Origin of the sequence: Roseburia sp. OM02-15 (assembly GCF_003481835.1) — a bacterium.
Taxonomy (GTDB): Bacteria; Bacillota; Clostridia; order Lachnospirales; family Lachnospiraceae; genus Eubacterium_I; species Eubacterium_I ramulus_A.
The window spans coordinates 19,187-40,825 of sequence record NZ_QULX01000012.1 but is presented as its reverse complement, the minus strand read 5'-3'; the positions used below and the strand labels follow the sequence as shown (position 1 = coordinate 40,825).

Annotated in this window: 20 protein-coding genes and 1 tRNA gene; 18 read left to right on the top strand and 3 right to left on the bottom strand. The window is 43.6% G+C overall.

Annotated elements, in window-relative coordinates; translation table 11 throughout:
• Window positions 1–162: 162 nt before the first annotated feature.
• Window positions 163–1,095: an alpha/beta fold hydrolase gene (locus tag DXB15_RS11455; RefSeq protein WP_109216033.1), complete on the bottom strand. Its 933-nt coding sequence runs from the start codon at window positions 1,093–1,095 to the stop codon at window positions 163–165.
• 283 nt (window positions 1,096–1,378) lie between these two features.
• On the opposite strand from DXB15_RS11455, the gene DXB15_RS11450 reads away from it, so the two are divergent.
• Window positions 1,379–1,633: a hypothetical protein gene (locus tag DXB15_RS11450; protein WP_109216034.1), complete on the top strand. Its 255-nt coding sequence runs from the start codon at window positions 1,379–1,381 to the stop codon at window positions 1,631–1,633.
• Between the two features lie 102 nt (window positions 1,634–1,735).
• On the opposite strand, the gene DXB15_RS11445 is transcribed toward DXB15_RS11450, so the two are convergent.
• Window positions 1,736–2,176, bottom strand: coding sequence for an FMN-binding protein (locus DXB15_RS11445; RefSeq protein ID WP_109216035.1), 441 nt, complete (start codon window positions 2,174–2,176; stop codon window positions 1,736–1,738).
• A 361-nt stretch (window positions 2,177–2,537) separates the two neighbouring features.
• Between DXB15_RS11445 and DXB15_RS11435 the strand changes: the two genes are divergently transcribed.
• The 7 genes from DXB15_RS11435 (at window position 2,538) to DXB15_RS11405 (ending at window position 9,299) form a co-directional block, all read left to right on the top strand.
• Window positions 2,538–2,610: transfer RNA gene (locus tag DXB15_RS11435), tRNA-Gly, on the top strand.
• 524 nt (window positions 2,611–3,134) lie between these two features.
• A complete protein-coding gene (gene thyA, locus DXB15_RS11430) occupies window positions 3,135–3,983 on the top strand; it encodes a thymidylate synthase (protein WP_109216037.1) in 849 nt (282 codons plus the stop codon).
• 197 nt (window positions 3,984–4,180) lie between these two features.
• Window positions 4,181–4,672: a dihydrofolate reductase gene (locus tag DXB15_RS11425; protein ID WP_118703034.1), complete on the top strand. Its 492-nt coding sequence runs from the start codon at window positions 4,181–4,183 to the stop codon at window positions 4,670–4,672.
• 3 nt (window positions 4,673–4,675) lie between these two features.
• A complete protein-coding gene (locus DXB15_RS11420) occupies window positions 4,676–5,626 on the top strand; it encodes an AEC family transporter (RefSeq protein ID WP_109216039.1) in 951 nt (316 codons plus the stop codon).
• A 109-nt stretch (window positions 5,627–5,735) separates the two neighbouring features.
• Window positions 5,736–7,469: a biosynthetic-type acetolactate synthase large subunit gene (ilvB, locus tag DXB15_RS11415; protein WP_109216040.1), complete on the top strand. Its 1,734-nt coding sequence runs from the start codon at window positions 5,736–5,738 to the stop codon at window positions 7,467–7,469.
• Window positions 7,470–7,484: 15 nt separating this feature from the next.
• The gene (gene ilvN, locus DXB15_RS11410; RefSeq protein WP_109216041.1) at window positions 7,485–7,982 is read left to right on the top strand and encodes an acetolactate synthase small subunit; all 498 of its coding nucleotides are present in this window, start codon (window positions 7,485–7,487) and stop codon (window positions 7,980–7,982) included.
• Between the two features lie 291 nt (window positions 7,983–8,273).
• Window positions 8,274–9,299 (top strand): branched-chain amino acid aminotransferase, encoded by a 1,026-nt coding sequence (locus tag DXB15_RS11405; protein ID WP_109216042.1) that lies wholly within the window; start codon window positions 8,274–8,276, stop codon window positions 9,297–9,299.
• A 167-nt stretch (window positions 9,300–9,466) separates the two neighbouring features.
• Here DXB15_RS11405 and DXB15_RS11400 read toward each other — a convergent pair whose 3' ends face one another.
• A complete protein-coding gene (locus DXB15_RS11400; protein ID WP_109216043.1) occupies window positions 9,467–10,762 on the bottom strand; it encodes an HlyC/CorC family transporter in 1,296 nt (431 codons plus the stop codon).
• Window positions 10,763–11,013: 251 nt separating this feature from the next.
• On the opposite strand from DXB15_RS11400, the gene DXB15_RS11395 reads away from it, so the two are divergent.
• The 10 genes from DXB15_RS11395 to DXB15_RS11350 all read left to right on the top strand — a co-directional run bounded on the left by DXB15_RS11395 (window position 11,014) and on the right by DXB15_RS11350 (window position 21,596).
• A complete protein-coding gene (locus DXB15_RS11395; protein ID WP_242979882.1) occupies window positions 11,014–11,388 on the top strand; it encodes a TIGR04086 family membrane protein in 375 nt (124 codons plus the stop codon).
• Between the two features lie 153 nt (window positions 11,389–11,541).
• Entirely contained in the window at window positions 11,542–11,682 is a 141-nt protein-coding gene (scfA, locus tag DXB15_RS11390) for a six-cysteine ranthipeptide SCIFF (RefSeq protein WP_021737595.1), read from the top strand.
• 131 nt (window positions 11,683–11,813) lie between these two features.
• On the top strand, window positions 11,814–13,181 hold the full coding sequence (gene scfB / locus DXB15_RS11385; RefSeq protein ID WP_109216045.1) for a thioether cross-link-forming SCIFF peptide maturase: 1,368 nt from the start codon (window positions 11,814–11,816) through the stop codon (window positions 13,179–13,181).
• Complete coding sequence (gene secD / locus DXB15_RS11380; protein WP_118703033.1) at window positions 13,178–15,337, top strand: protein translocase subunit SecD; 2,160 nt, start codon at window positions 13,178–13,180, stop codon at window positions 15,335–15,337. Before scfB ends, secD begins: the two co-directional genes overlap by 4 nt.
• A 93-nt stretch (window positions 15,338–15,430) precedes the next feature.
• Window positions 15,431–15,679: a DUF4190 domain-containing protein gene (locus tag DXB15_RS11375; protein WP_109216047.1), complete on the top strand. Its 249-nt coding sequence runs from the start codon at window positions 15,431–15,433 to the stop codon at window positions 15,677–15,679.
• Window positions 15,680–16,151: 472 nt separating this feature from the next.
• Window positions 16,152–16,730, top strand: coding sequence for an ABC transporter permease (locus DXB15_RS11370; protein ID WP_109216075.1), 579 nt, complete (start codon window positions 16,152–16,154; stop codon window positions 16,728–16,730).
• A 139-nt stretch (window positions 16,731–16,869) separates the two neighbouring features.
• Window positions 16,870–17,808 (top strand): glycine betaine ABC transporter substrate-binding protein, encoded by a 939-nt coding sequence (locus DXB15_RS11365; RefSeq protein ID WP_118703032.1) that lies wholly within the window; start codon window positions 16,870–16,872, stop codon window positions 17,806–17,808.
• A 98-nt stretch (window positions 17,809–17,906) separates the two neighbouring features.
• Window positions 17,907–18,665 carry an ABC transporter ATP-binding protein gene (locus tag DXB15_RS11360; RefSeq protein ID WP_118703031.1) on the top strand — a complete coding sequence of 253 codons (759 nt, stop codon included), beginning with the start codon at window positions 17,907–17,909 and terminating at the stop codon, window positions 18,663–18,665.
• Window positions 18,662–19,318, top strand: a complete 657-nt coding sequence (locus DXB15_RS11355) for an ABC transporter permease (protein WP_118703030.1) — start codon at window positions 18,662–18,664, stop codon at window positions 19,316–19,318. Before DXB15_RS11360 ends, DXB15_RS11355 begins: the two co-directional genes overlap by 4 nt.
• A 463-nt stretch (window positions 19,319–19,781) precedes the next feature.
• Window positions 19,782–21,596 (top strand): bifunctional homocysteine S-methyltransferase/methylenetetrahydrofolate reductase, encoded by a 1,815-nt coding sequence (locus DXB15_RS11350; RefSeq protein ID WP_118703029.1) that lies wholly within the window; start codon window positions 19,782–19,784, stop codon window positions 21,594–21,596.
• Window positions 21,597–21,639: the final 43 nt, after the last annotated feature.

Below are 21,639 nucleotides of genomic sequence, written 5' to 3'. Positions count from 1 at the left end.
ATTGAGATTCAAAAATTACGTTTAGGGAAGTGGAAGTTTTATATATTCCGTAACGTAAATTGGGGAATCAGGGGATTTTTTCTTGGAAAGCGATTGTTAGCTGACAAGACAAAATCCCATGGTTCCCCATTCAATACCTAAATTTTTCCCGCCGCAGAATTTTTACCTACGTGCAAGGTGCCCGTTCAGCCACGTAAGGATATCCGCATAAACCACATCACGATCGGTTTCGTTCAAAATCTCATGCCGATCTCCCGGATAAAGTTTGATCTGTACATCCTGAATGCCGGCATCTTTATACTGCTGGCAGACCTGCGTCACGCTTTTTCCATTATTTCCAACAGGATCATCTGCACCGGCAACGAAAAACAGTGGCAGATTTTTTGGAATCTGCTGAATATGAGCCGGATTCTGAATATATTGTATCCCACGAAACATCTGGTAATAACCGTTTACCGTGAAGCGGAAAGTAGACCACGGATTGTTGACACAGGCATCAATAATGGCTTCATCCTTGGTGAGCCAGTCACTTGGTGTACGCGCAGGTTCAAATTGTTTATTGTAACCGCCAAATGCCATATTATCTACAAAGGAACTTCGGTATTCCCATCCGCGAAACAGCGCGATCAGTCGGCAGAGCAGCTTTCCGATATGTAACACAATGCCTGGTTGGGAACCGGTTCCCATGATCACGGCACCTGCCAGTCCATCCGCATGCATCTGGATATACTGACGAGTCAGAAAGGACCCCATGCTGTGTCCAAGGAAAAAATAAGGCAGATCCGGATATTTTTTCTGCGTCATAGTCCGCAGGGTATGAATATCAGCAATAACACATTCATTGCCGTTTGGGTGTCCGAAATAACCGTGCTGGTCGTCGGTAACAACGGATGCGCCATGCCCAAGGTGATCGTTGGCGACCACATAGTAACCCTGAGCGGCAGCATGTTGTGCAAAATCGTCGTATCGGTCTGCGTAATCAACCATGCCGTGACAAATCTGCAAGACCGCTTTTGGTGTACCTTCCGGTTCCCAGATAATCGCGTGAATCTGTGTTTTTCCATCCGAGGATGGGTAAGTGATATCGTGTTTCATATTGGATTTTCCCCCTCTACAATCTGTACTTCTCAAATGATTAAAATGTCGAACGCACATGAGATTTGGTGCGAGGCTCTGGTAAGTGTAAGCAGATACATTTTTTCAGAATCATCGCAAGCCCATCCGTGATTGTTATGCTTCCATCATATCGGGAAAAAGTAATGGATGCAAGAGACAAATGCCGGGAACTGTAGTGAAGTGGCGGTATCGTTCATTGACGAACCCGAACAGGTATGCTATACTTTTGGGGAAAAGAAAGCAAGAAGGAGCTTATCAGAATATGAGTCAGGCAAAAGTTGATAGATATAAAGAAGAAAAGAAAAACAGAAAACAGACAATGAAAAAAGAAAAACGCAATCGTGTACTTGCAAGATCCCTTGGTGTAGTGATTGCGGCAGCAGTTGTATGCTGGATCGGATTTTCCGGATATTCTTATTATCAGGAGAAGAAACCGATGACAAAAACAGAACTTTCCACAGCAGCACTGAGTGATTATCTGAGCGGATTGACCACAACAGACAGTGCATCAGAGTAATCCAAAAAGTTTTGAAAAATATTACCCCATCGTGAGCAGCAGATGCCCGTCGATGGGGTTTGTTTTTTGCAAAAATCGAATAAAAATGAGTGTTGTTTCATGTTATTCATCAGAAACAATCGCTTTGTCCAGCGCATCTTCGACTGCATTCAGGAGCATCGTTGCGGTATATTGATTTTCTTCCGAATAAGAAATGTTGTCGGTGGACTGCGTTTTGCAGATCTGCTCACTGATATTGTCCATGGAGGACTGCATCAGCGGATACATGGTGGCAACGGTATCATTCAGATTTACAAAAGACACAGAGTTAATGTGATCTTCATCCACTACGACCTGCACATCCAACGTCTGCCCTTCAAAGGCGATTGAAGATGTGTATACACCGGCTTTGTATTTCGGCTGGTCGCTATCGTTTTTCTGATGCCTGCCCGGACCAAACATGTAGATCAGTAAAAAAATGAGTACAATTCCGAGAATAATAAAAATGGTTGTATAAATGACTTCTTTCATGTGAAGCACTATAATTTTTGTCTTTGAACGCATGCAACAGTTTCCCCCTCATACCATACTTTGTACATCATATGCAAAAAGAAGAAAAATATGTGTTCCTTCGGAAAAAATGGGGAGAAAAGATAGGAGAAAGGCTTTTTGGATGAAAGCAGGGGGATTTGATTGGGAAAAGGACGCTACGCGCTCTATTATCTGAGAACCTGGTAGCATTAGAATCTGACAAAAAAGAACCAGTTTTTTTCGAATCTGAAAAAGTAAATGTTATCTTCTGGTACAAAATTTCAGATGGAATAAAAAATAATGTAAAAAAATTGAAAAAAGTGCTTGACTTTTGGGACTGACCGCGGTATCATATCAATTGTCTTGAGGCGAACAGCTAAAGACAATAAGATATGCGCGAGTGGCTCAGTTGGTGGAGCGCGACCTTGCCAAGGTCGAGGCCGCGGGTTCGAGTCCCGTCTCGCGCTTCCTAAAAAGGTATCCGATTGGATACCTTTTTTTTCGCCTAAAAACATGAACCCGCGGCGCCGCGGAGTTCGAGGTCTCAGAGGACATAAAGCCCTCTTCGGTCGGTGCTATTGGTCTCCCAGACCAATAGCACCGTCTCGCGCTTTTTTTGCGTGCCGGAAGCTGCGGCGTTTTCCATTTGTTGTATGCAGTATTTTTCAAGTTACTACTTTAAGAATTGTGTTTTTTTTGCTATACTATTACGAATACGAGAAAAATAAAATATATGATGTCGAAGGAATGTCAGATCTATTTATCTCAGTCGAGAAGACTCCCACTTCTGCAAGTGGTGAGTAATAACAAGTCTTTCTCAGTGGGAGTACAATCTCCGACTGAGATAAACGCTCCGCGGGGATGTGCAGTGATTCTGAGAAGAATATGTCAGCTTTCGCTGACCAGAATCACGCACCAAGTCTCACGTGCGTTCGACTTGAATTTTTATGGAACGAAATATTAAAATAGAAAATATAATTGGAGGACGCAGATGAGTTACGCAGATCACATTTTTATCAATATGTGTAAAGATATTATTGAAAACGGAACCAGCACAGAGGGAGAAAAGGTGCGCCCGAAATGGGAGGATGGAACCAGTGCTTACACCATCAAACAGTTTGGTGTGGTAAATCGCTATGATCTGTCCAAAGAATTTCCAGCACTGACTCTGCGCAGAACTGCCATCAAGAGCTGTACGGATGAGATGCTCTGGATCTGGCAGCAGAAATCCAACAATATCAATGATCTTCACAGCCATGTGTGGGATGAGTGGGCAGATGAAACCGGTTCCATCGGAAAAGCATATGGTTATCAGATGGGCGTAAAGCATCAGTATAAGGAAGGTATGATGGATCAGGTGGATCGTGTGATCTATGATCTGAAAAACAATCCTTACAGTCGCCGTATTATGACCAATATTTATGTGCACGCGGATCTGCATGAAATGCATCTGTATCCTTGTGCCTACAGCATGACATTTAATGTGACAAAGAAACCGGGGCAGGATAAACTGGTGCTGAATGCGATATTGAATCAGCGTTCCCAGGATATTCTGGCAGCAAATAACTGGAATGTGTGTCAGTACGCGGTACTCATGCATATGCTGGCGCAGGTTTGCAATATGCAGGTGGGTGAGCTGGTGCATGTCATTGCGGATGCGCATATTTATGACAGACATATTCCGCTGGTACAGGAGCTGATCTCCCGTGAGCCGCTTCCGGCTCCGACCTTCTGGCTGAATCCGGAAGTGAAGGATTTTTACAAGTTTACAAGAGATGATGTGCGTCTGGATAATTATCAGACCGGTCCGCAGATCACAAATATACCAATCGCGGTTTAACAGTTCACTCATCACATGTATTCAGACAATGATCATGCTTGCATGAGGAATTGGCTGGATGCATAGTGATGAAGGGAGCGCCTTATTATGAGCAAAAATAGTAGCGTAGCTACGGAGAAGCCTGAAAAGGCGTTTTGCGAATGGCGCGTGTGAACTGTATGAAATATTAATTAAGAAGAAAGAGAGATGTGAGATACATGAATTTAATTGCAGCAGTAGATAAAAACTGGGCCATCGGCAGAAATAATAAGCTGCTGGTGAGCATTCCGGATGACATGAAGTTTTTCCGTGAGACAACCACCGGAAAAATCGTTGTCATGGGACGTAAAACACTGGAGAGTTTTCCGGGAAAGAAACCGCTGAAAAACCGTGTGAATATCGTTCTGACAAGTGATCACAGTTATCAGGTTGACGGAGCTGTGATCGTGCACGATATGGACGAACTGCACGAAGAACTGAAAAAATACGACAGCAAAGATATTTACGTCATCGGCGGTGAGAGTATTTATAGACAGCTTTTGGATGAGTGCGAGGTGGCGCACATTACAAAAATCGATTTTGCTTACGAGGCAGATGCCTGGTTCCCGAATCTGGATGAAAAAGAAGAGTGGGTGGTTACCGCGGACAGCGAGGAGCAGACCTATTTTGATCTGGAATATTATTTCTATAAATATGAAAAGAAGGCATAAAGCATGAGTAACTTTTTATTTAGTATCAATGTGACGATACCGATTTTCCTTGTCATGGTAATTGGCTACTTTTTACGTCGGATCGGTATGCTGAATGAAAACTTTGTCACGGTGGCAAATAAGTTCAATTTCAAGGTGACTTTGCCGTTTTTGCTGTTCCGTGACCTGTCATCCGTCAATATTCAGGAAGTATTTGACCTGAAATATGTGCTGTTTTGTGCCATTGCCACTTCTATCTGTTTCTGGAGTGTGTATGGCCTGACAAAAATTTTTATGAAAGACAAATCTATGGTAGGTGCTTTTACTCAGGCTTCCTTCCGCAGCAGCGCGGCGGTTATGGGACTGGCATTTATCCAGAATATTTACGGGCAGTCAACAATGGGATCCCTGATGATCATCGGTGCGGTTCCGTTGTACAACATATATTCCGTGCTTGTACTGACATTTGAAGGAGATTATCCGGAGAATGAGCGCGATACAGGCAGAATCAAACAGGCTGGTATCAACATCCTGAAGAACCCGATTATCATCGGCATAGTCCTTGGTCTGATCGTGGCATTATTACATAATCCACTGCCGGAACTGGTAAATTCGACCGTAAACAATGTGGCAAAGATGGCAACCCCACTTGCATTGATCGGACTTGGCGCGGGCTTTGAAGGAAAGAAGGCACTGGCAAAGATCAAACCTACCCTCTGGGCTGCTTTTATCAAGCTGATCGCCCAGGCAGCAATTTTTATTCCGATTGCGGCTGCTCTTGGTTTTCAGGGCGAAAAAATGGTCGCACTCGTAGTCATGCTGGCAGCACCGGCAACCCCGAGCTGTTATATTATGGCAAAAAATATGCATAACGATGGTGTGTTGACGGCGAGCATCGTAGTGGCGACCACACTGCTGGCTTCCGTGACACTGACGGGATGGATTTTCCTGCTGCGCACGTTAGGGTGGATATAACTTCCCAAAGTTCCATAAAATGAAGGGATCACTTCTACATAAGAAATAGATGTATATAAAAATCCGAAGTGATGCAGGGACAAAAAGGAAGGAAAAAGGAGAGAGTTGAATGGATATAACAGGAAAAAAATTATTTGTAAAAGCTCTTCTTGAAGAAGGCGTAGATACCGTGTTTGCCTATCCGGGCGGAACGGTAACTGATTTATTTGATGAATTATATCTGATGGGAAATGGCAAGATTGATCTGGTTTTGCCACGTCATGAGCAGGCGCTGGTTCATGAGGCAGAAGGTTATGCCCGTGAGACCGGAAAAACAGGCGTATGCCTGGTAACAAGCGGTCCTGGTGCGACAAACACCGTGACAGCCATTGCAGATGCTTTTTATGACAGTATTCCACTGGTTGTATTTACCGGTCAGGTACCATTAAATCTGATTGGTAACGATGCATTTCAGGAGGTTGATATCGTCGGTATGACACGCGGTATCACCAAATACAGTGTGACAGTCCGTGATCGCAAAGATTTGGGAAAAACCATCAAAATGGCATTCCACATTGCAAAAACAGGAAAGCCGGGACCGGTTCTGATCGATCTTCCGAAAGATATTCAGACTGCAACAGGTCCGTCCGAATACCCGGATCATGTAGACATCCGTGGTTACAAAATTAACGAGGGCGTTCACCTTGGACAGTTGAAAAAAGCGACAAAATTACTGAAAGTGGCACGCCGCCCGCTAATCCTTGCCGGAGGCGGTGTCAATATCTCAGGGGCTAACGAACTGTTAGAGCAGATCGTAAATATCACACATGTTCCGGTTGTTACAACCGTTATGGGAAAAGGCGCGATCCCGTCCGACCATCCGTATTACGTTGGAAGCAGCGGAATGCATGGCCGTTATGCGGCAAATATCGCAGTCAGCAAATGTGATGTGCTCTTTTCCATTGGAACCCGTTTCAATGACCGTATCACTGGTGATCTGAACGAGTTTGCACCAAAGGCCAAGATCATTCATGTGGATATCGATGCAGCAGCGATTTCCCGAAACGTTGTGGTAGATGTGCCGATCGTAGCGGATGCAAAAGTTGCCCTGCAGCAGATGTTGGAATGGGTAGAGCCGAAGGATACTGACGAATGGGTAAAACAGATTGCAGCCTGGGATCATGAGAATCCACTGGAAATGCGCCGTGATAAAGGCATGACACCGCAGATGATCATGGAAGGTTTAAATCAGGTTTACGATGAAGTTACATACGTTACTGACGTAGGTCAGCACCAGATGTGGGCAAGCCAGTATCTGGATGTAAATAAAAATAAGAAGATCATCACTTCCGGCGGACTTGGAACCATGGGATTTGGTTTCCCGGCTGCACTTGGAGCAAAGATGGGACATCGTGACAGAGATGTGGTATGTATCACCGGTGACGGTGGATTTCAGATGAACATGCAGGAGATGGCAACCGCTATTGTACAGCAGACGCCGATCACCGTTTGCCTGCTGAACAACTATTACCTTGGTATGGTTCGTCAGATGCAGCAGCTATTCTACGGAAAACGTTATTCTGCTACCTGTCTGCGCCGCCGCAAAGGATGTCCGGAACATTGCAAGGGACCAAATGAAAGTTGTCCGCCATATGTACCGGATTTCATGAAATGGGCAGAGAGTTACGGTGCACACGGCATCCGTGTCACAAAGGAAGAGGACATTATTCCGGCACTGGAGGCAGCAAAGAACAATACCGATGCGCCGACTGTCATCGAATTTATGATCGCTACAGAGGAAATCGTACTTCCGATGGTTCCGGGTGGAAATCCGATGAATAACATGATTCTGAAAAGCAAATAAGGGAGGAGAATGGCAATGAAAGACAGATGGATTGCATTATATGTAGAAAACCAGGTTGGTGTTCTTGCAAAAATCTCCGGTTTATTTGCAGGAAAATCCTACAACCTGAAAAGTCTGACCGTAGGTACGACAGAGGAGGAGGATACTTCCAGAATCACCATCAGCACAGTGTGCGATGACATTACCTTTGAACAGATTAAAAAACAGTTAAACCGTATGGTTGAGGTTATTAAAGTTATGGATCTGACCGATGTACCGATCCATATGAAAGAGCTTATGTTTGCCAAGGTGAAAAAATTAAGCAACACTGATAAGGCAGAAGTATTCCGAATTGCAGAGACCTTTCATGTAGAGCCGGCAGACATCGGAATGGACAGTGTTCTTTTAGAGTGCAAGCTGACAGAGCGCAGAAATAACGAACTGATCGCCTTTTTAAAACAGCGGTTCCAGAGTGTGGAGATTGTGCGGGGTGGTGCAGTAGCTATCGAATCTATCAGTACTTCCTGTAGATAATTAATTTAGGAAGCTCGGGTTGGATGTGAAAAAACTGCTGGAAGATGCATTTTTGCAGTCGCAATGATTAGTAAAAAATACAATTCATGTGAAGAATGGGATATCGGATGAATTATTGAATGAAAATTAATTCATCTTTTGCCTGAAACACATGAAAAAAATACAGGCATTTTTTGAAAAAGAACTGGAAATGCTCTATGATTTGCTGTATAACAGTACATAGAGAGAAAACCGTAAATGCAGGAACAAAAAGTGAAAATTGCAAAATAGATAAGAAAGAAGGATATCACAGTGGAAAAGAAGAATATCGATTGGGAAAACCTGGACTTTGGATATCGTCAGACAGACAAACGTTTCGTAGCAAATTATAAAGATGGCGCATGGGATGAGGGAACTCTGACCGAGGACGCTACTATCGTATTAAACGAGTGTGCAGGTGTATTACAGTATGCACAGACTGTTTTTGAGGGATTAAAAGCATACACAACCGTAGACGGAAAAGTAGTTATTTTCCGCCCGGACTTAAATGCATCCCGTATGGCTGATTCCGCAAGAAGACTGGAAATGCCAGTTTATCCGGAAGATAAATTCATCGAGGCTGTAGAGAAGACTGTAAAAGCAAATATGGCTTATGTTCCACCATATGGTACAGGCGCAACACTTTACATTCGTCCGTATATGTTCGGAAGCAGCCCGGTTATCGGTGTAAAACCGGCACAGGAATATCAGTTCCGTGTACTGACAACACCGGTTGGACCGTATTTCAAAGGCGGCGTAAAACCGTTAACAATCCGTGTGACAGATTTTGACCGTGCAGCTCCTCACGGAACAGGTCATATCAAAGCCGGATTAAACTATGCAATGAGCTTACATGCAATTGTAACTGCTCATGAAGAAGGATATGCTGAGAACATGTATCTGGATGCTGCAACACGTACAAAAGTTGAGGAGACAGGTGGCGCAAACTTCTTATTCGTTACAAAAGACAACAAGATCGTAACACCGAAGTCTGACAGTATTCTGCCATCTATCACACGTCGTTCTCTGATGTATGTAGCTGAGCATTACCTTGGACTGGAAGTAGAGCAGAGAGAAGTATATCTGGATGAGGTTCCGAACTTCGTTGAGTGTGGTCTGTGCGGTACAGCAGCAGTTATCTCTCCAGTTGGCAAGATCGTAGATCATGGTCGTGAGATCTGCTTCGCAAGCGGTATGGATGAGATGGGACCGGTTCTTGCTAAAATGCGTGAGACATTAGTTGATATTCAGGAAGGCAAGATTGAAGCTCCGGAAGGATGGATTCACGTAATCGAGTAATCAAAAAAAAGAAGTAGAATTGTTTCAGAGAGTTTGTAAGATTTCTCACTGTGAATAAATAATGAAAATAAAAAAGAGATTTCCCTGTGGTTATGTGAGCCATAGAGAAGTCTCTTTTTTGCTGTTATAAAATGATAAATGTGATGTCAGCAGATCGGTTTATTTCATTACTGATATCCGTCTTTTGAACCGAAATTTTCAGCTTTAGCAGAAATCTCCGGAAGACGTACATAAATCTTCTCAATTCGATGCTTATTCTTTGTGCGCACCTGCAGGAAAATGCCATCCGGTGTCATAATAGATTCCCGAATCTTTGGCAGATGGTCTAACAGACCGATCATATAGCCGCCGATGGAATCGTAATCATCGGATTCCAGATGCAGGTTCAGTGCATCACTGAAATCTTCCAGATTCATGGAACCTTCCACCAGATATTCATGATCCGAAATCTTCTGGATCGGGTCTTCTTCGTCATAGTCGTATTCGTCACGGATCTCTCCGACGATTTCTTCAATCAGATCTTCTAATGTCAGCAGACCGGCGGTTGTGCCGTACTCATCAAGTACGATAGCAATATTAATGGAAGAGTTTCGCATCTCCACCAGAAGATCCGCCGTGTGTTTGTGTTCGTAAGTAAAATACGGTTCGCGCATCAGCTCCCGCACGGAGAAATGCTCCCGGTCACATAAAAGCAGGTCTTTGATATTTAAGATACCGATGACATCATCGGTGGTCTCTTCGTACACCGGCAGACGGGTAAAACGGTCTTCCCGGAAAATATCGAGAATTTCGTCATAACTGCTGTCCACCTGAGCAAAGGTCATATCGATACGTGGTACCATGACTTCTTTTGCCAATGCATCGCCAAAATCGAATACGTTGTTGATCATTTCTTTCTCTTCGGATTCAATGACACCGGATTCATGGCTGACATCCACGATGGTACGCAGCTCACTCTCTGTCATGGCCTGCTTGCCTTCGGAAGCTTTGACACCCGTCAGACGAAGTACCAGCATTGCCAGATGATTGATGATAAAGATGACCGGAGTCAAGACTTTCATCAGGATCCAGATGATGTTACAAAAACGCAGGGAAATTTTTTCTGCCCGCAGAGTTGCAATGGTTTTCGGAGAAATCTCACCGAAGATCAGGATCAGTACCGTCAGGATTCCGGTGGCAATTCCGGCACCGGTGCTGCCAAAAATGTGAATGGTAAGGGTGGTAGCCAGAGAAGAAGCGGTCAGGTTGACCACGTTATTGCCGATCAGGATCGCACTAAGCATCTTTGCGGAGTCATCCGTGATTTTCAGCACCCGGGTGGCACGCTTGTTTCCTTCCTCTGCCAGTGACCGCATACGGATGCGGTTTACGGTAGTCAGTGCCGTTTCCGATGAGGAAAAGAACGCTGATAAACCCAGCAGAATGACCAGTATGATTAATTGTATTGTGGAACTTATGTCCAAAAATAATTCACCTCTCTAAAATAAATATGTTGCCTGTAAGCACAGCGTGTCACAGATTATGTGTAAAATGCGCTGTGGGATTACAATTTTTATTCTATATATTACAGGAAACAAATAGGATTTTCAAGGGATTGTTGCGAAAAAAAGAGGTTCTATCCGTCGGATTGTCCGAATATATATGTATAACAGAAAAAAATTGTGACAGAAAACATGAGAAATAAAAATCGAAAACAGTAATGGGAGGAAGAAAAATGGAACGAGCTGAAGGAAATAACAAGATCGTACTGAAAGTATTGAGTACATTGCTGGTTATGTACATATTAACGGGGGCAGCGCTGTTTTTGCTGGCATTTCTTCTTTATAAAATGGAGCTGACGGAGAATATTGTCACCATCGGCATTATGGTAATCTATGTAGTGTCGGGACTGCTGGGTGGCATTATTATCGGAAAGCGGATGAAAACGAGACGTTTTTTGTGGGGGATTCTGATCGGCGGAGCATATTTTGTCGTGTTACTGATCGGTTCCCTGTTGATGAACCAGGGAATTTCCGGTGATGGACTGCATGTTGGCATGACATTGATCATGTGCATGGGAGCCGGAATGATCGGAGGAATGATCAGTTGAATATGTTCAGTTCCCCATTTAAAATGTAAGGGTTTTATATCTGTTTTGTGAAAAAATGTTTTGCTTTGCATGCGGATAAAAAAAGACTTCCTTTATAGCGGAAAATATGCTATACTCTTGACATGTATAATAAAGAAAGGAGTTTTTCTGACCATGAAACATGTAAAAACATTAAATACAAAAAGATTACAGAACACAGTAAAAAAAGGTGGATGTGGTGAGTGCCAGACATCATGCCAGTCTGCTTGCAAAACTTCCTGTACAGTAGGAAACCAGAGCTGCGAGCACAAATAAGAAAAACAAAACGGATTATGAACAAAGGGCCGTATGCTAAGGCATGCGGTCATTTGCACGTTTAGAGGAAAAATAAAAAGCAGCGGAATTTGCTGATTTTATAGACAAAAATAGAAAGAGAGGAACTACATTTGGTTCACCAGTATAAAAATAATGGTTATAACATTGTTCTTGATGTAAACAGTGGTGCGATCCATGTGGTAGATGATGTCTCCTATGATGTGATCGCTCTGTACGAAGATCACACACCGGAGGAGATTGTAGCAGAACTGTCCGGAAAATACAGCGAGGCAGAAGTGAAAGAAGCCTGTGAGGAAGTCGCTTCCCTGGCAGAAGACGGAGAGTTGTTTACAAAAGACGAATACGAAAATTACATTATGGACTTTAAGAAACGTCCGACAGTTGTAAAGGCACTTTGCCTGCACATTGCACACGACTGCAACCTTGCCTGTCGCTACTGCTTTGCAGAAGAAGGCGAATATCATGGTCACAGAGAACTGATGAGTTATGAGGTCGGAAAGAAAGCACTGGATTTCCTGATCGAAAACTCCGGAAGCCGTCGCAATCTGGAAGTAGATTTCTTCGGTGGCGAGCCTCTGATGAACTGGCAGGTTGTCAAAGATCTGGTAAAATACGGCAGAGAGCAGGAGAAGCTGCATGACAAGAAATTCCGTTTTACACTGACAACAAATGGTGTATTACTGAACGATGAAGTAATGGAATTTGCAAACAAAGAAATGGGTAACGTTGTCTTAAGTATCGATGGAAGAAAAGAAGTACACGATCACATGAGACCGTTCCGTAACGGAAAAGGAAGCTACGATATGATCGTGCCGAAATTCCAGCAGTTTGCAGAGAGCCGCAATCAGGACAAGTATTATGTCCGCGGTACTTTTACTCATTACAATCTGGATTTTGCAGATGATGTCCTTCATCTGGCAGACCTTGGGTTCAAACAGATTTCCGTTGAGCCGGTAGTAGCAGAGGATTCTGAGGAGTACGCACTCCGTGAGGAAGACCTGCCGAAGCTGTTTGAGGAATATGACAAACTTGCCGCTGAAATGGTAGAAAGAAAAAAAGCCGGAAAGGATTTCAATTTCTTCCATTTTATGATAGATTTAGAGGGTGGTCCATGTGTGGCAAAGAGATTATCAGGATGTGGTTCAGGTACCGAGTACCTGGCAGTTACACCGTGGGGTGATTTCTATCCTTGCCATCAGTTTGTAGGAAATGAAGAATTCCTGATGGGAAATGTCTGGGACGGCGTAAAACGTACCGACATTCGGGATGAATTCAAATGCTGTAACGTTTATGCAAAAGAAAAATGCAGAAAATGTTTTGCAAAATTCTATTGTAGCGGCGGATGCGCAGCAAACTCCTATCATTTCCATGGACATATCAATGATGCATATGATATTGGCTGTGAACTTCAGAAAAAGCGTATTGAATGTGCAATCATGATCAAAGCGGCAGAAGCTGAGATGGAGGTAGAAGGATGAAAAAGAAAAAGGGAGTCGTAGTCTTTCTGGTAATGATCATTGCGATGTTACTGCTTGGCTACTATTCTTATGGTATTGTAAAAGGTACCGCAGCAAAGGACAATGACAAAGGTGTTAAATTAGGCCTGGATCTTGCCGGTGGTGTCAGCATTACATACCAGGTAAAAGGCGATGAGACACCGTCTGCAGAGGATATGAGTGATACTGTATACAAACTGCAGAAACGTGTCGAGACTTACAGCACAGAGGCTGAGGTTTATCAGGTAGGCGATAACCGTATCTCCGTAGAGATCCCGGGCGTATCTGATGCAAACTCAATTCTGGAAGAACTTGGAACACCGGGTACTCTGGAGTTTAAGACAACAGAGGGCGAGACATTCATGACCGGTGAGATGGTAGCCGATGCACAGGCTGCCACACAGAGTGATACAACAACATCCGGCAGTAAATATGTCGTTCAGTTAAAACTGAATGATGAAGGTGCTAAGATTTTCTCTGAAAAAACTGGAGAATATCTGAATAAAGTACTGCCAATTTATTATGATGGTGAGTGTATCAGTTATCCGACGGTACAGAGCCAGATCACAAATGGTGAAGCTGTGATCAGTGGTATGAGCAGTTATGAGGATGCAGAAGCACTTGCTTCCCAGATCCGAAGCGGTGCTCTGAAACTGGAACTGGAAGAGTTACAGTCTGAGGTCGTTGGAGCAAAACTTGGTTCTCAGGCAATCAAGACAAGTATTATTGCAGCAATCATTGGTATCCTGATCATCATTGCATTCATGCTGATCGCATACCGCATTCCGGGACTGGCAGCATCTATTGCATTGCTTATCTATACCGGTATCATTCTTGCAATTTTACATTTATATCACATTACACTGACCTTACCTGGTATTGCAGGTATTATCCTGTCCATTGGTATGGCGGTGGATGCGAACGTTATTATTTTCGCACGTATCCGTGAGGAAATTGCAGCAGGACATTCTGTTGCACAGTCCATTGATATTGGATTTAAGAAAGCATTTTCCGCGATCTTTGATGGAAATATCACCACATTGATCGCTGCAGCTGTACTTGGTCTGCGTGGATCAGGTACGGTAAAAGGATTTGCAGCAACACTGGCAATCGGTATCGTATTCTCCATGTTTACGGCACTGGGAATCTCCAGATGGCTGGTAAAAGCATTGTATGGACTGGGATTCCAGGATAAGAAATTTTACGGTGAAAAGAAAGAGCGCAAGAGCGTCAACTTCCTTGGAAAACGTGGATTATTCTTCGGAATTTCCCTTGCAGTGATCGTAGCTGGATTTGTTGGCATGGGCGCACACAAAGCTGGTAACGGACAGGCATTAAACTTCAGCATGGAGTTTAAGGGTGGTACAGCAACAACTGTTGCATTTGACAAAGATTACACCATTGAGGAGATTGATGATCAGATCGTACCTTATGTAGAAGAAGTAACCGGCGATGCAAACGTTCAGACACAGAAAGTTGCAGACAGCAACTCTATCATCATCAAGACCAGAACACTGGATCTGGATGAGCGTGAACAGCTGGCAACAGCAATGGAAGATAACTTCGGTGTTCAGGAGAGCGATATTACATCTACAAACATCAGCTCCACCATCAGTAGTGAGATGAGAAGTGATGCAATCGTAGCCGTGATCATTGCGACAATCTGTATGCTGATCTACATCTGGTTCCGATTCAAAGATATCCGTTTTGCAAGCAGTGCGGTTATCGCTCTGGTACACGATGTACTTGTAGTATTAGCATTTTACGCATTATCCCAGACATCTGTGGGCAGCACATTCATTGCCTGCATGCTGACTCTGGTAGGTTACTCCATCAACGCGACCATCGTTATCTTCGACCGTATCCGTGAGAATATGGCTCTGGCAGGAAGTCAGAGAAATACCGATCTGAAAGAGGTCGTAAACAAGAGTATCACACAGACATTGTCACGAAGCATCAATACTTCCCTGACAACATTCATCATGGTATTTATGCTATTCATTTTGGGTGTATCTTCCATCCGTGAATTTGCAGGACCTCTGATGGTTGGCGTTATCTGCGGTGGATATTCTTCCGTATGCATCACAGGTGCACTGTGGTACGTATTTAAGACAAAATTTTCTAAAAAGAAAAACTAAGAAAATCCTAAGAAATATCAGATTGTTTCTCTGAATGAAATATGATATTCTATACGAATTAAAGCACAAAAGAGAAGCAACAGGAGGAAAGTTATGGAAAACAATAATAATAACCGTGCAGTGGCATCACTGGTTTTAGGACTTGTCTCTATCGTGACATGGCTGTTCCCGATTGCCGGATATATTACAACCATTCTGGCAATTGTATTTGCAACAAAGGGACGTCACAGTGAGAAAAAAGGTATGGCGACAGCAGGTCTGGTACTTGGAATCATTTTCTTGGTAGTGACATTGCTGAATTCCATTTTTGGAGCAATCCTTGGGGTATTGGCAAATTTATAAGCGTTTGAACGCAGGATAAGCAAAGTGATTATGTTCATGAGCAAGTAGCAGAAGCGGATTGTGAATGTCCGTTTTACTGAGATAGCAGTTGTAGCGATACAACTGCTATCTTTTTTCTTTATAGAAGAATAGGAAAAATGAGAAAAAGGATTTTTTTGCAAAATATGTCCGATTGCTTTTTGTAAAAAAGTACCAAGATATGTGAAAGAAATATTGAAAAAGTTGTTGTAACCATGGAAGTTACAAAAATACCTAGTAATTTACTCTAAAATGTAGTAAGATAGGTTGCGTCAGGCTGATATTGGCTTGCAGGATAATTGTTTTTTTGCTAATATAGGTAAGATTAAGAAAGTAAGTATCAGTAAACTTTGGCTGTTTTTATGCAGACAAGATAGAAATATCAGGAAACGGAGGAGAAGTCATGCAAGCATATGTGGAATATTTTCAAACACATGGGCAGGAGTATCTGCATATGATTTGGCAGCATGTGTATCTAAGCCTTCTGGCGGTTGCCATTGCAGCTGCGATCGGTATTCCATGCGGAATCCTGTGCCTTCGTGTGCCAAAGGTGAAAAAAATACTGACCACCGGATTCAGTGCATTACGTATAATACCAAGTCTTGCGGTGTTGGTTATTCTGATTCCGATTATGGGCGTTGGTGTGAAACCGGCTTTGACAGCGTTGGTTATTCTGGCAATCCCACCAATTCTGATCCAGACGACACTGGCTTTTTCACAGGTTCCGGCATTTATGCTGGAAGTGGCAGATGCCATGGGAATGGATAAAAAGAGAAAGTTCCGCCAGGTGGAAGTGCCGTTGGCAATGCCGGGCATTATCAGTGGTATCCGCATGGCGATGTCCGAGGTTATTGCAAGTGCGACACTGGCTGCGTATATCGGCGCAGGCGGTCTTGGTATTCTGATTTTTAATGGAATTAATCTGCTGAAAACGGAATATCTGGTGATCGGCGGTGGAACCGTAGCGGTGATCACAATGCTTTGCAGTATGGGACTTGGCGCGATTCAGAAAAAATTGAGCCGAGCAGCTTAACAAATCAAATATAAAAGTAGCATATGAATTGCTAAATATAAGGAAAACAAAGTGCAGAAGGAGAAAATTCCAGAGCATACTATCAATAGATATCATATAGAAGAATTGTTCAAAGAATGAACTACAGGAGGAAAAAGAGATGAAAAAGAAATTATTAGCAGTAATCCTTGCAGTTGTGTCTTTTGCAGCGCTTGCGGGATGCGGAAGTAACGGAACAACAGACCAGAAAGCAGATGGAAGTGCAGCAACTGAGAGCAATAGCAGTGCAAACGAGGACACTACCATTAAGATTGGAGCAAAAAGCTTTAGTGAAAGCAAAATTCTGGGCGAATTATATGCGCTGGCACTGGAAGATGCAGGTTATACCGTAGACCGTGAATTTGAGGTATCCGACAATCTGATCCATCAGGCAGTATGCGACGGTCAGATTGATATGTATCCGGAATACACAGGTACTGCATTGCTGACCATTCTGGATCAGCCGATGGAGACAGACCCGCAGGTGACTTACGATACCGTAAAGAAAATGTATGCAGAGAACTTCAATCTGGATGTTCTGGATATGTGTGAGGCAAGCAACGGAAACGGACTGACCATGCGTGCAGACGTGGCAGAGAAATATGGCATCAAAACAATTTCAGACCTTCAGGCAAATGCAGAAAATATCCGTTTCGGTGGAACATCCGATACCTTTGAGCGTGAAGATGGACTTCCGGGACTGGAGCAGACATACGGAACATTTAATTTCAAATCCAAAAATACCTTTGATAATTCTCTGAAATATCAGGCAATGGAAAATGATGAGGTAGACTGTGTACCGGCTTACACCACAGATGCACAGCTGAGCAGTAATGAATTTATTCTGTTAGAGGATGACAAACATTTCTGGCCTCCGTACAACATTATCCCGGTTGTTCGTCAGGAAGTGATTGATGCACATCCGGATGTAGCAGAGATCATCAACAAGATCAGTGCAGCAATTGATACAGAGACAATGACAAAATTAAATGCACAGGTAGACATCGACAAAGAAGAGTACGAAGATGTAGCAGCAGATTTTTACGCTACAATAAAATAGCAGGACTAAAGAATCAGAAAAGATGCACAGAAACCAGACATTTTTCCATATAAAGTAGGAAGAAAATTGTCTGGAACTGTGTAGAAAGGAATAGAAGGATGAGCATTGCAGTAGAATTTCAGGATGTGGTAAAACGGTTTCCGAATGCAACGGAAAACGCCGTGGATCATGTCAGTTTTCAGATTCAGGAAAAAGAAATGATCACGATTCTGGGCACTTCCGGTTGTGGAAAAACCACGCTGATGAAAATGGTGAACCGGTTATATGATCCGACTTCCGGAGAAATCCATGTATTTGGCGAAAATATCCAGAAGACAGATCCGGTGCAGTTGCGCAGAAAAATCGGATATGTGATCCAGCAGGTGGGCTTGTTTCCGCACATGACCGTTGAAAAAAATATTGCAGTGGTACCGGAAATCCTTGGATGGGATGCCGAACGGATCCATACCAGAGTGACAGAATTGCTGGAATTGGTAAATTTGAATCCGGAACAGTATCGCAATCGTTATCCGGCACAGCTTTCCGGCGGACAGCAGCAGCGCGTGGGACTTGCCCGCGCACTGGCAGCTGGTCCGTCATTGATGTTGCTTGATGAGCCATTTGGAGCCATCGACGCTATCAACCGGACAAAACTGCAGGATGAATTATTGAAAATACATGAGCGTGCAGGATTGACCTGCATGTTTGTCACCCATGATGTGACAGAAGCATTGAAACTTGGAACCCGGATCATGATCATGAATCAGGGAAAAATTCAGCAGTTTGATACTGCAAAAGAGATTTTGGAACACCCGGCGAATGAATATGTGGCTTCATTGCTGCAGTCGGTACAGGAAGGATTAAACTTTTTCAGATGACACGTTTTATATCCTATACAACGAGACATTATGACAAGTTAATACAGGCTGTTCTGGAGCATTTCGAGATCGTAGGGATCACGCTTCTGATTTCCATTGCGCTGGCATTTGTGATTTCCATGCTGGTGATGGAACATAAGCGGATCACGACATGGATCATGCGGGTTTCCAGTATGATCTACGCAATCCCGAGTCTGGCGCTGTTTGCGCTGCTGCTTCCGGTGACGGGACTTGGCATGCAGACAGCCATTCTGGTGCTGGTGATCTACAATCAGTTTATTCTGGTGCAGAGTTTTACCGACGGATTTACGGCGGTGGAACCCGGAGTTCTTGAGGCAGCCACCGGAATGGGAATGACGAAGGGGCAGATTTTTCGAAAAATACGACTGCCGCTGGCATTAGATACCATGATCGCCGGAATCCATATCGCAATTATTTCCACCATCGGAATTGCAACTATTGCCTCCACCGTCGGAGCAGGCGGCTTGGGAACCATATTATTTGAGGGCATGCGTACCCAGAATGTGGTAAAAATCGTCTGGGGAACTGTGTTGTCCGTGGCGATGGTACTTGGCGTAAACGGTATTTTAAAATTGGTAGAAAAAAGAATTAAGAAGAAAATTTACAGCAATGCAGGTCAGAAGAAGGCGTAAAAACCATTTTCTGTACCTGCTAAAATGCGTTATAATAATAGAAAATATTTGTACATCAGATGGGAGATGACTCCCACCTCTATAGGGACGCCACTGAAAAACTGTTTTTACATACAATATATAGTAGTGAAAAACATATAAATATACTTTATCTTGTACTGTTTTGCGCAAAATAAGGTCTTTTTCAGTGGCGTCCTATAGGTGGTGAGAAACAAGCTAGTATCAGTGGTGGGAGCCAATCCCCCATCTGATATAGCCTCCGGCAGGATTACAGAGGTGCGCAGTTGAAGTATGTCATGCAATTGCATGACGCGCACCTCGCAACAAGAATGCCGGAGCATTCTTGAATTTTTAACTCAGTCAGGAAAGCTTACCGTTCAAGTGGTGAGCAATAGAAAGTTCGCCTCAGTGGGAGTGTAATCTCAGACTGAAATGGAGTATATACGAAATTGGGAGAAAAGTGATGATAAGAGACTATTTAAAAGAACATATTCTGATTACAGATGGTGCAATGGGAACCTATTATGATCAGAAAAAATCCGAAAACGGCAGGATGGCAGAAGAAGCAAATCTGTTAGAGCCGGAATTAATTCAGCGGATCCATGAAGAATATCTGGAGAGCGGAGCACAATTGATCCGTAGCAATACATTCGCGGCAAATCGTTCCCTGGCGATCCGAAAAGGTATTGAAAGTAAAGCAGAGCAGGATGCCTACATCCGCAGCGTGATCCAGTCCGCATGGAATAATGCCAAAATTGCAGTAAAACGTGCGGCAGGAGAACATTTTATCGCAGCAAATATCGGTCCAATGCCGGAATACTTATTTTTAGAGTATCACTGCAATCCGACAGAAGAATATCAGTTTATCATTGACTGTTTTTTGGACTGCGGCGCAAAGATTTTCAATTTTGAGACATTCTCAGATATTACAGAGGTGCAGGAAGCAGCACGTTATATAAAGGAAAAATGCCCGGAAGCCTTTGTGATGGTTTCCTTTGCGGTAAACAGAACCGGCTACACTGCCGGTGGAATCAGCATGAACCGCCTGTTTACAGAAGCGGCAAAAACGCCGGAGATTGACAGCTACGGCTGCAACTGCATGATCGGTGCCGCACATATGTATGATCTGCTGAAAGCCCAGAATCTGTCAGATGAAAAATTTATTCAGGTTCTGCCAAACAGCGGATATCAGGAAATTGTCCGCGGTCATTCTGCGTACTCCGAAGGTGCATCATATTATGCTGAAAAAATGCAGAAGATCGCAGAACTTGGGGTAAATATCCTTGGTGGATGTTGTGGAACCACACCGACATATATCCGTAACTTAAGTGAAATGATTGCAGAGCATGAGCCATGGGAAAAACTGCACGTGGCTGAAAAAGGTACAGAAAATGCTGTTTCCCGGACACGCAATAATCCGTTTATGGAAAAATTACAGCGTGGTGAGAAAGTCATTGCGGTAGAGCTTGATCCGCCGTTTGACCAGAATGCACAGAAATTGTTAGAAGGTGCATTTCGTCTGAAAAAAAGCAATGTAGATATTATCACACTGGCAGATTCCCCGTTGGCGAGAGCCAGAGCCGATTCTGTTCTGCTGGCAGCAAAGGTCAGCTCCATGGTAGACATTCCGGTGATGCCGCACATTGCCTGCCGTGACCGCAACCGCATTAGCATGCATTCCACACTGCTTGGCGCACATATCAACGGAATCCGCAATCTGATGATTGTGACCGGAGATCCGGTGCCATCCGGCGAACGTGGGAATACAAAGAGTGTCTTTGATTTTAATTCCATCCGTTTTATGGAATATATCAATGAGCTGAATCAGGATGTATTTTTACAGGATTCCTTCTCCTATGGCGGCGCTCTGAATCAGAATCTGGCAAATACCGATAAAGTCATTGAGCGGATGCAGAAAAAGATTGATGCAGGAGTGTCATGGTTTATGACACAGCCGATCTATTCTGACGAGGAAGTGGAAAAACTGGCGCGGATGAAACGGGAGCTTGACACAAAGATCCTTTGCGGAATCATGCCGCTGGTAAGTTACCGAAATGCGATGTTTATCAAAAATGAGATGCCGGGTATTCATGTGCCGGATGAAATCGTAGAGCAGTATCGTCCAGATATGAGCCGTGCAGAGGCAGAAGCAGTTGCTGTGGACATTTCACTGGCAGTGATCGATAAGTTAAAAGACGTTGCAGATGGTTTTTATTTCATGACACCGTTTAACCGTGTGGAATTAATCTGCCGCATTATTGACAAAATGGAAAAGTAATCTTATATTGTAGAGAAGTCCTGTAGAAAAGATATGATATCAG

What these genes read in the sequence shown, in the direction of transcription:
- DXB15_RS11395 (WP_242979882.1), top strand. Translation starts at nt 11,014, where the DNA reads ATGGAACGAGCTGAAGGAAATAACAAGATCGTACTGAAAGTATTGAGT.
- DXB15_RS11355 (WP_118703030.1), top strand. Translation starts at nt 18,662, where the DNA reads ATGACACGTTTTATATCCTATACAACGAGACATTATGACAAGTTAATA.
- DXB15_RS11420 (WP_109216039.1), top strand. Translation starts at nt 4,676, where the DNA reads ATGAGTAACTTTTTATTTAGTATCAATGTGACGATACCGATTTTCCTT.
- DXB15_RS11360 (WP_118703031.1), top strand. Translation starts at nt 17,907, where the DNA reads ATGAGCATTGCAGTAGAATTTCAGGATGTGGTAAAACGGTTTCCGAAT.
- secD (WP_118703033.1), top strand. Translation starts at nt 13,178, where the DNA reads ATGAAAAAGAAAAAGGGAGTCGTAGTCTTTCTGGTAATGATCATTGCG.
- thyA (WP_109216037.1), top strand. Translation starts at nt 3,135, where the DNA reads ATGAGTTACGCAGATCACATTTTTATCAATATGTGTAAAGATATTATT.
- DXB15_RS11455 (WP_109216033.1), bottom strand. Translation starts at nt 1,095, where the DNA reads ATGAAACACGATATCACTTACCCATCCTCGGATGGAAAAACACAGATT.
- DXB15_RS11445 (WP_109216035.1), bottom strand. Translation starts at nt 2,176, where the DNA reads ATGCGTTCAAAGACAAAAATTATAGTGCTTCACATGAAAGAAGTCATT.
- DXB15_RS11350 (WP_118703029.1), top strand. Translation starts at nt 19,782, where the DNA reads ATGATAAGAGACTATTTAAAAGAACATATTCTGATTACAGATGGTGCA.
- DXB15_RS11375 (WP_109216047.1), top strand. Translation starts at nt 15,431, where the DNA reads ATGGAAAACAATAATAATAACCGTGCAGTGGCATCACTGGTTTTAGGA.
- DXB15_RS11450 (WP_109216034.1), top strand. Translation starts at nt 1,379, where the DNA reads ATGAGTCAGGCAAAAGTTGATAGATATAAAGAAGAAAAGAAAAACAGA.
- DXB15_RS11365 (WP_118703032.1), top strand. Translation starts at nt 16,870, where the DNA reads ATGAAAAAGAAATTATTAGCAGTAATCCTTGCAGTTGTGTCTTTTGCA.
- scfA (WP_021737595.1), top strand. Translation starts at nt 11,542, where the DNA reads ATGAAACATGTAAAAACATTAAATACAAAAAGATTACAGAACACAGTA.
- DXB15_RS11370 (WP_109216075.1), top strand. Translation starts at nt 16,152, where the DNA reads ATGATTTGGCAGCATGTGTATCTAAGCCTTCTGGCGGTTGCCATTGCA.
- ilvN (WP_109216041.1), top strand. Translation starts at nt 7,485, where the DNA reads ATGAAAGACAGATGGATTGCATTATATGTAGAAAACCAGGTTGGTGTT.
- DXB15_RS11425 (WP_118703034.1), top strand. Translation starts at nt 4,181, where the DNA reads ATGAATTTAATTGCAGCAGTAGATAAAAACTGGGCCATCGGCAGAAAT.
- ilvB (WP_109216040.1), top strand. Translation starts at nt 5,736, where the DNA reads ATGGATATAACAGGAAAAAAATTATTTGTAAAAGCTCTTCTTGAAGAA.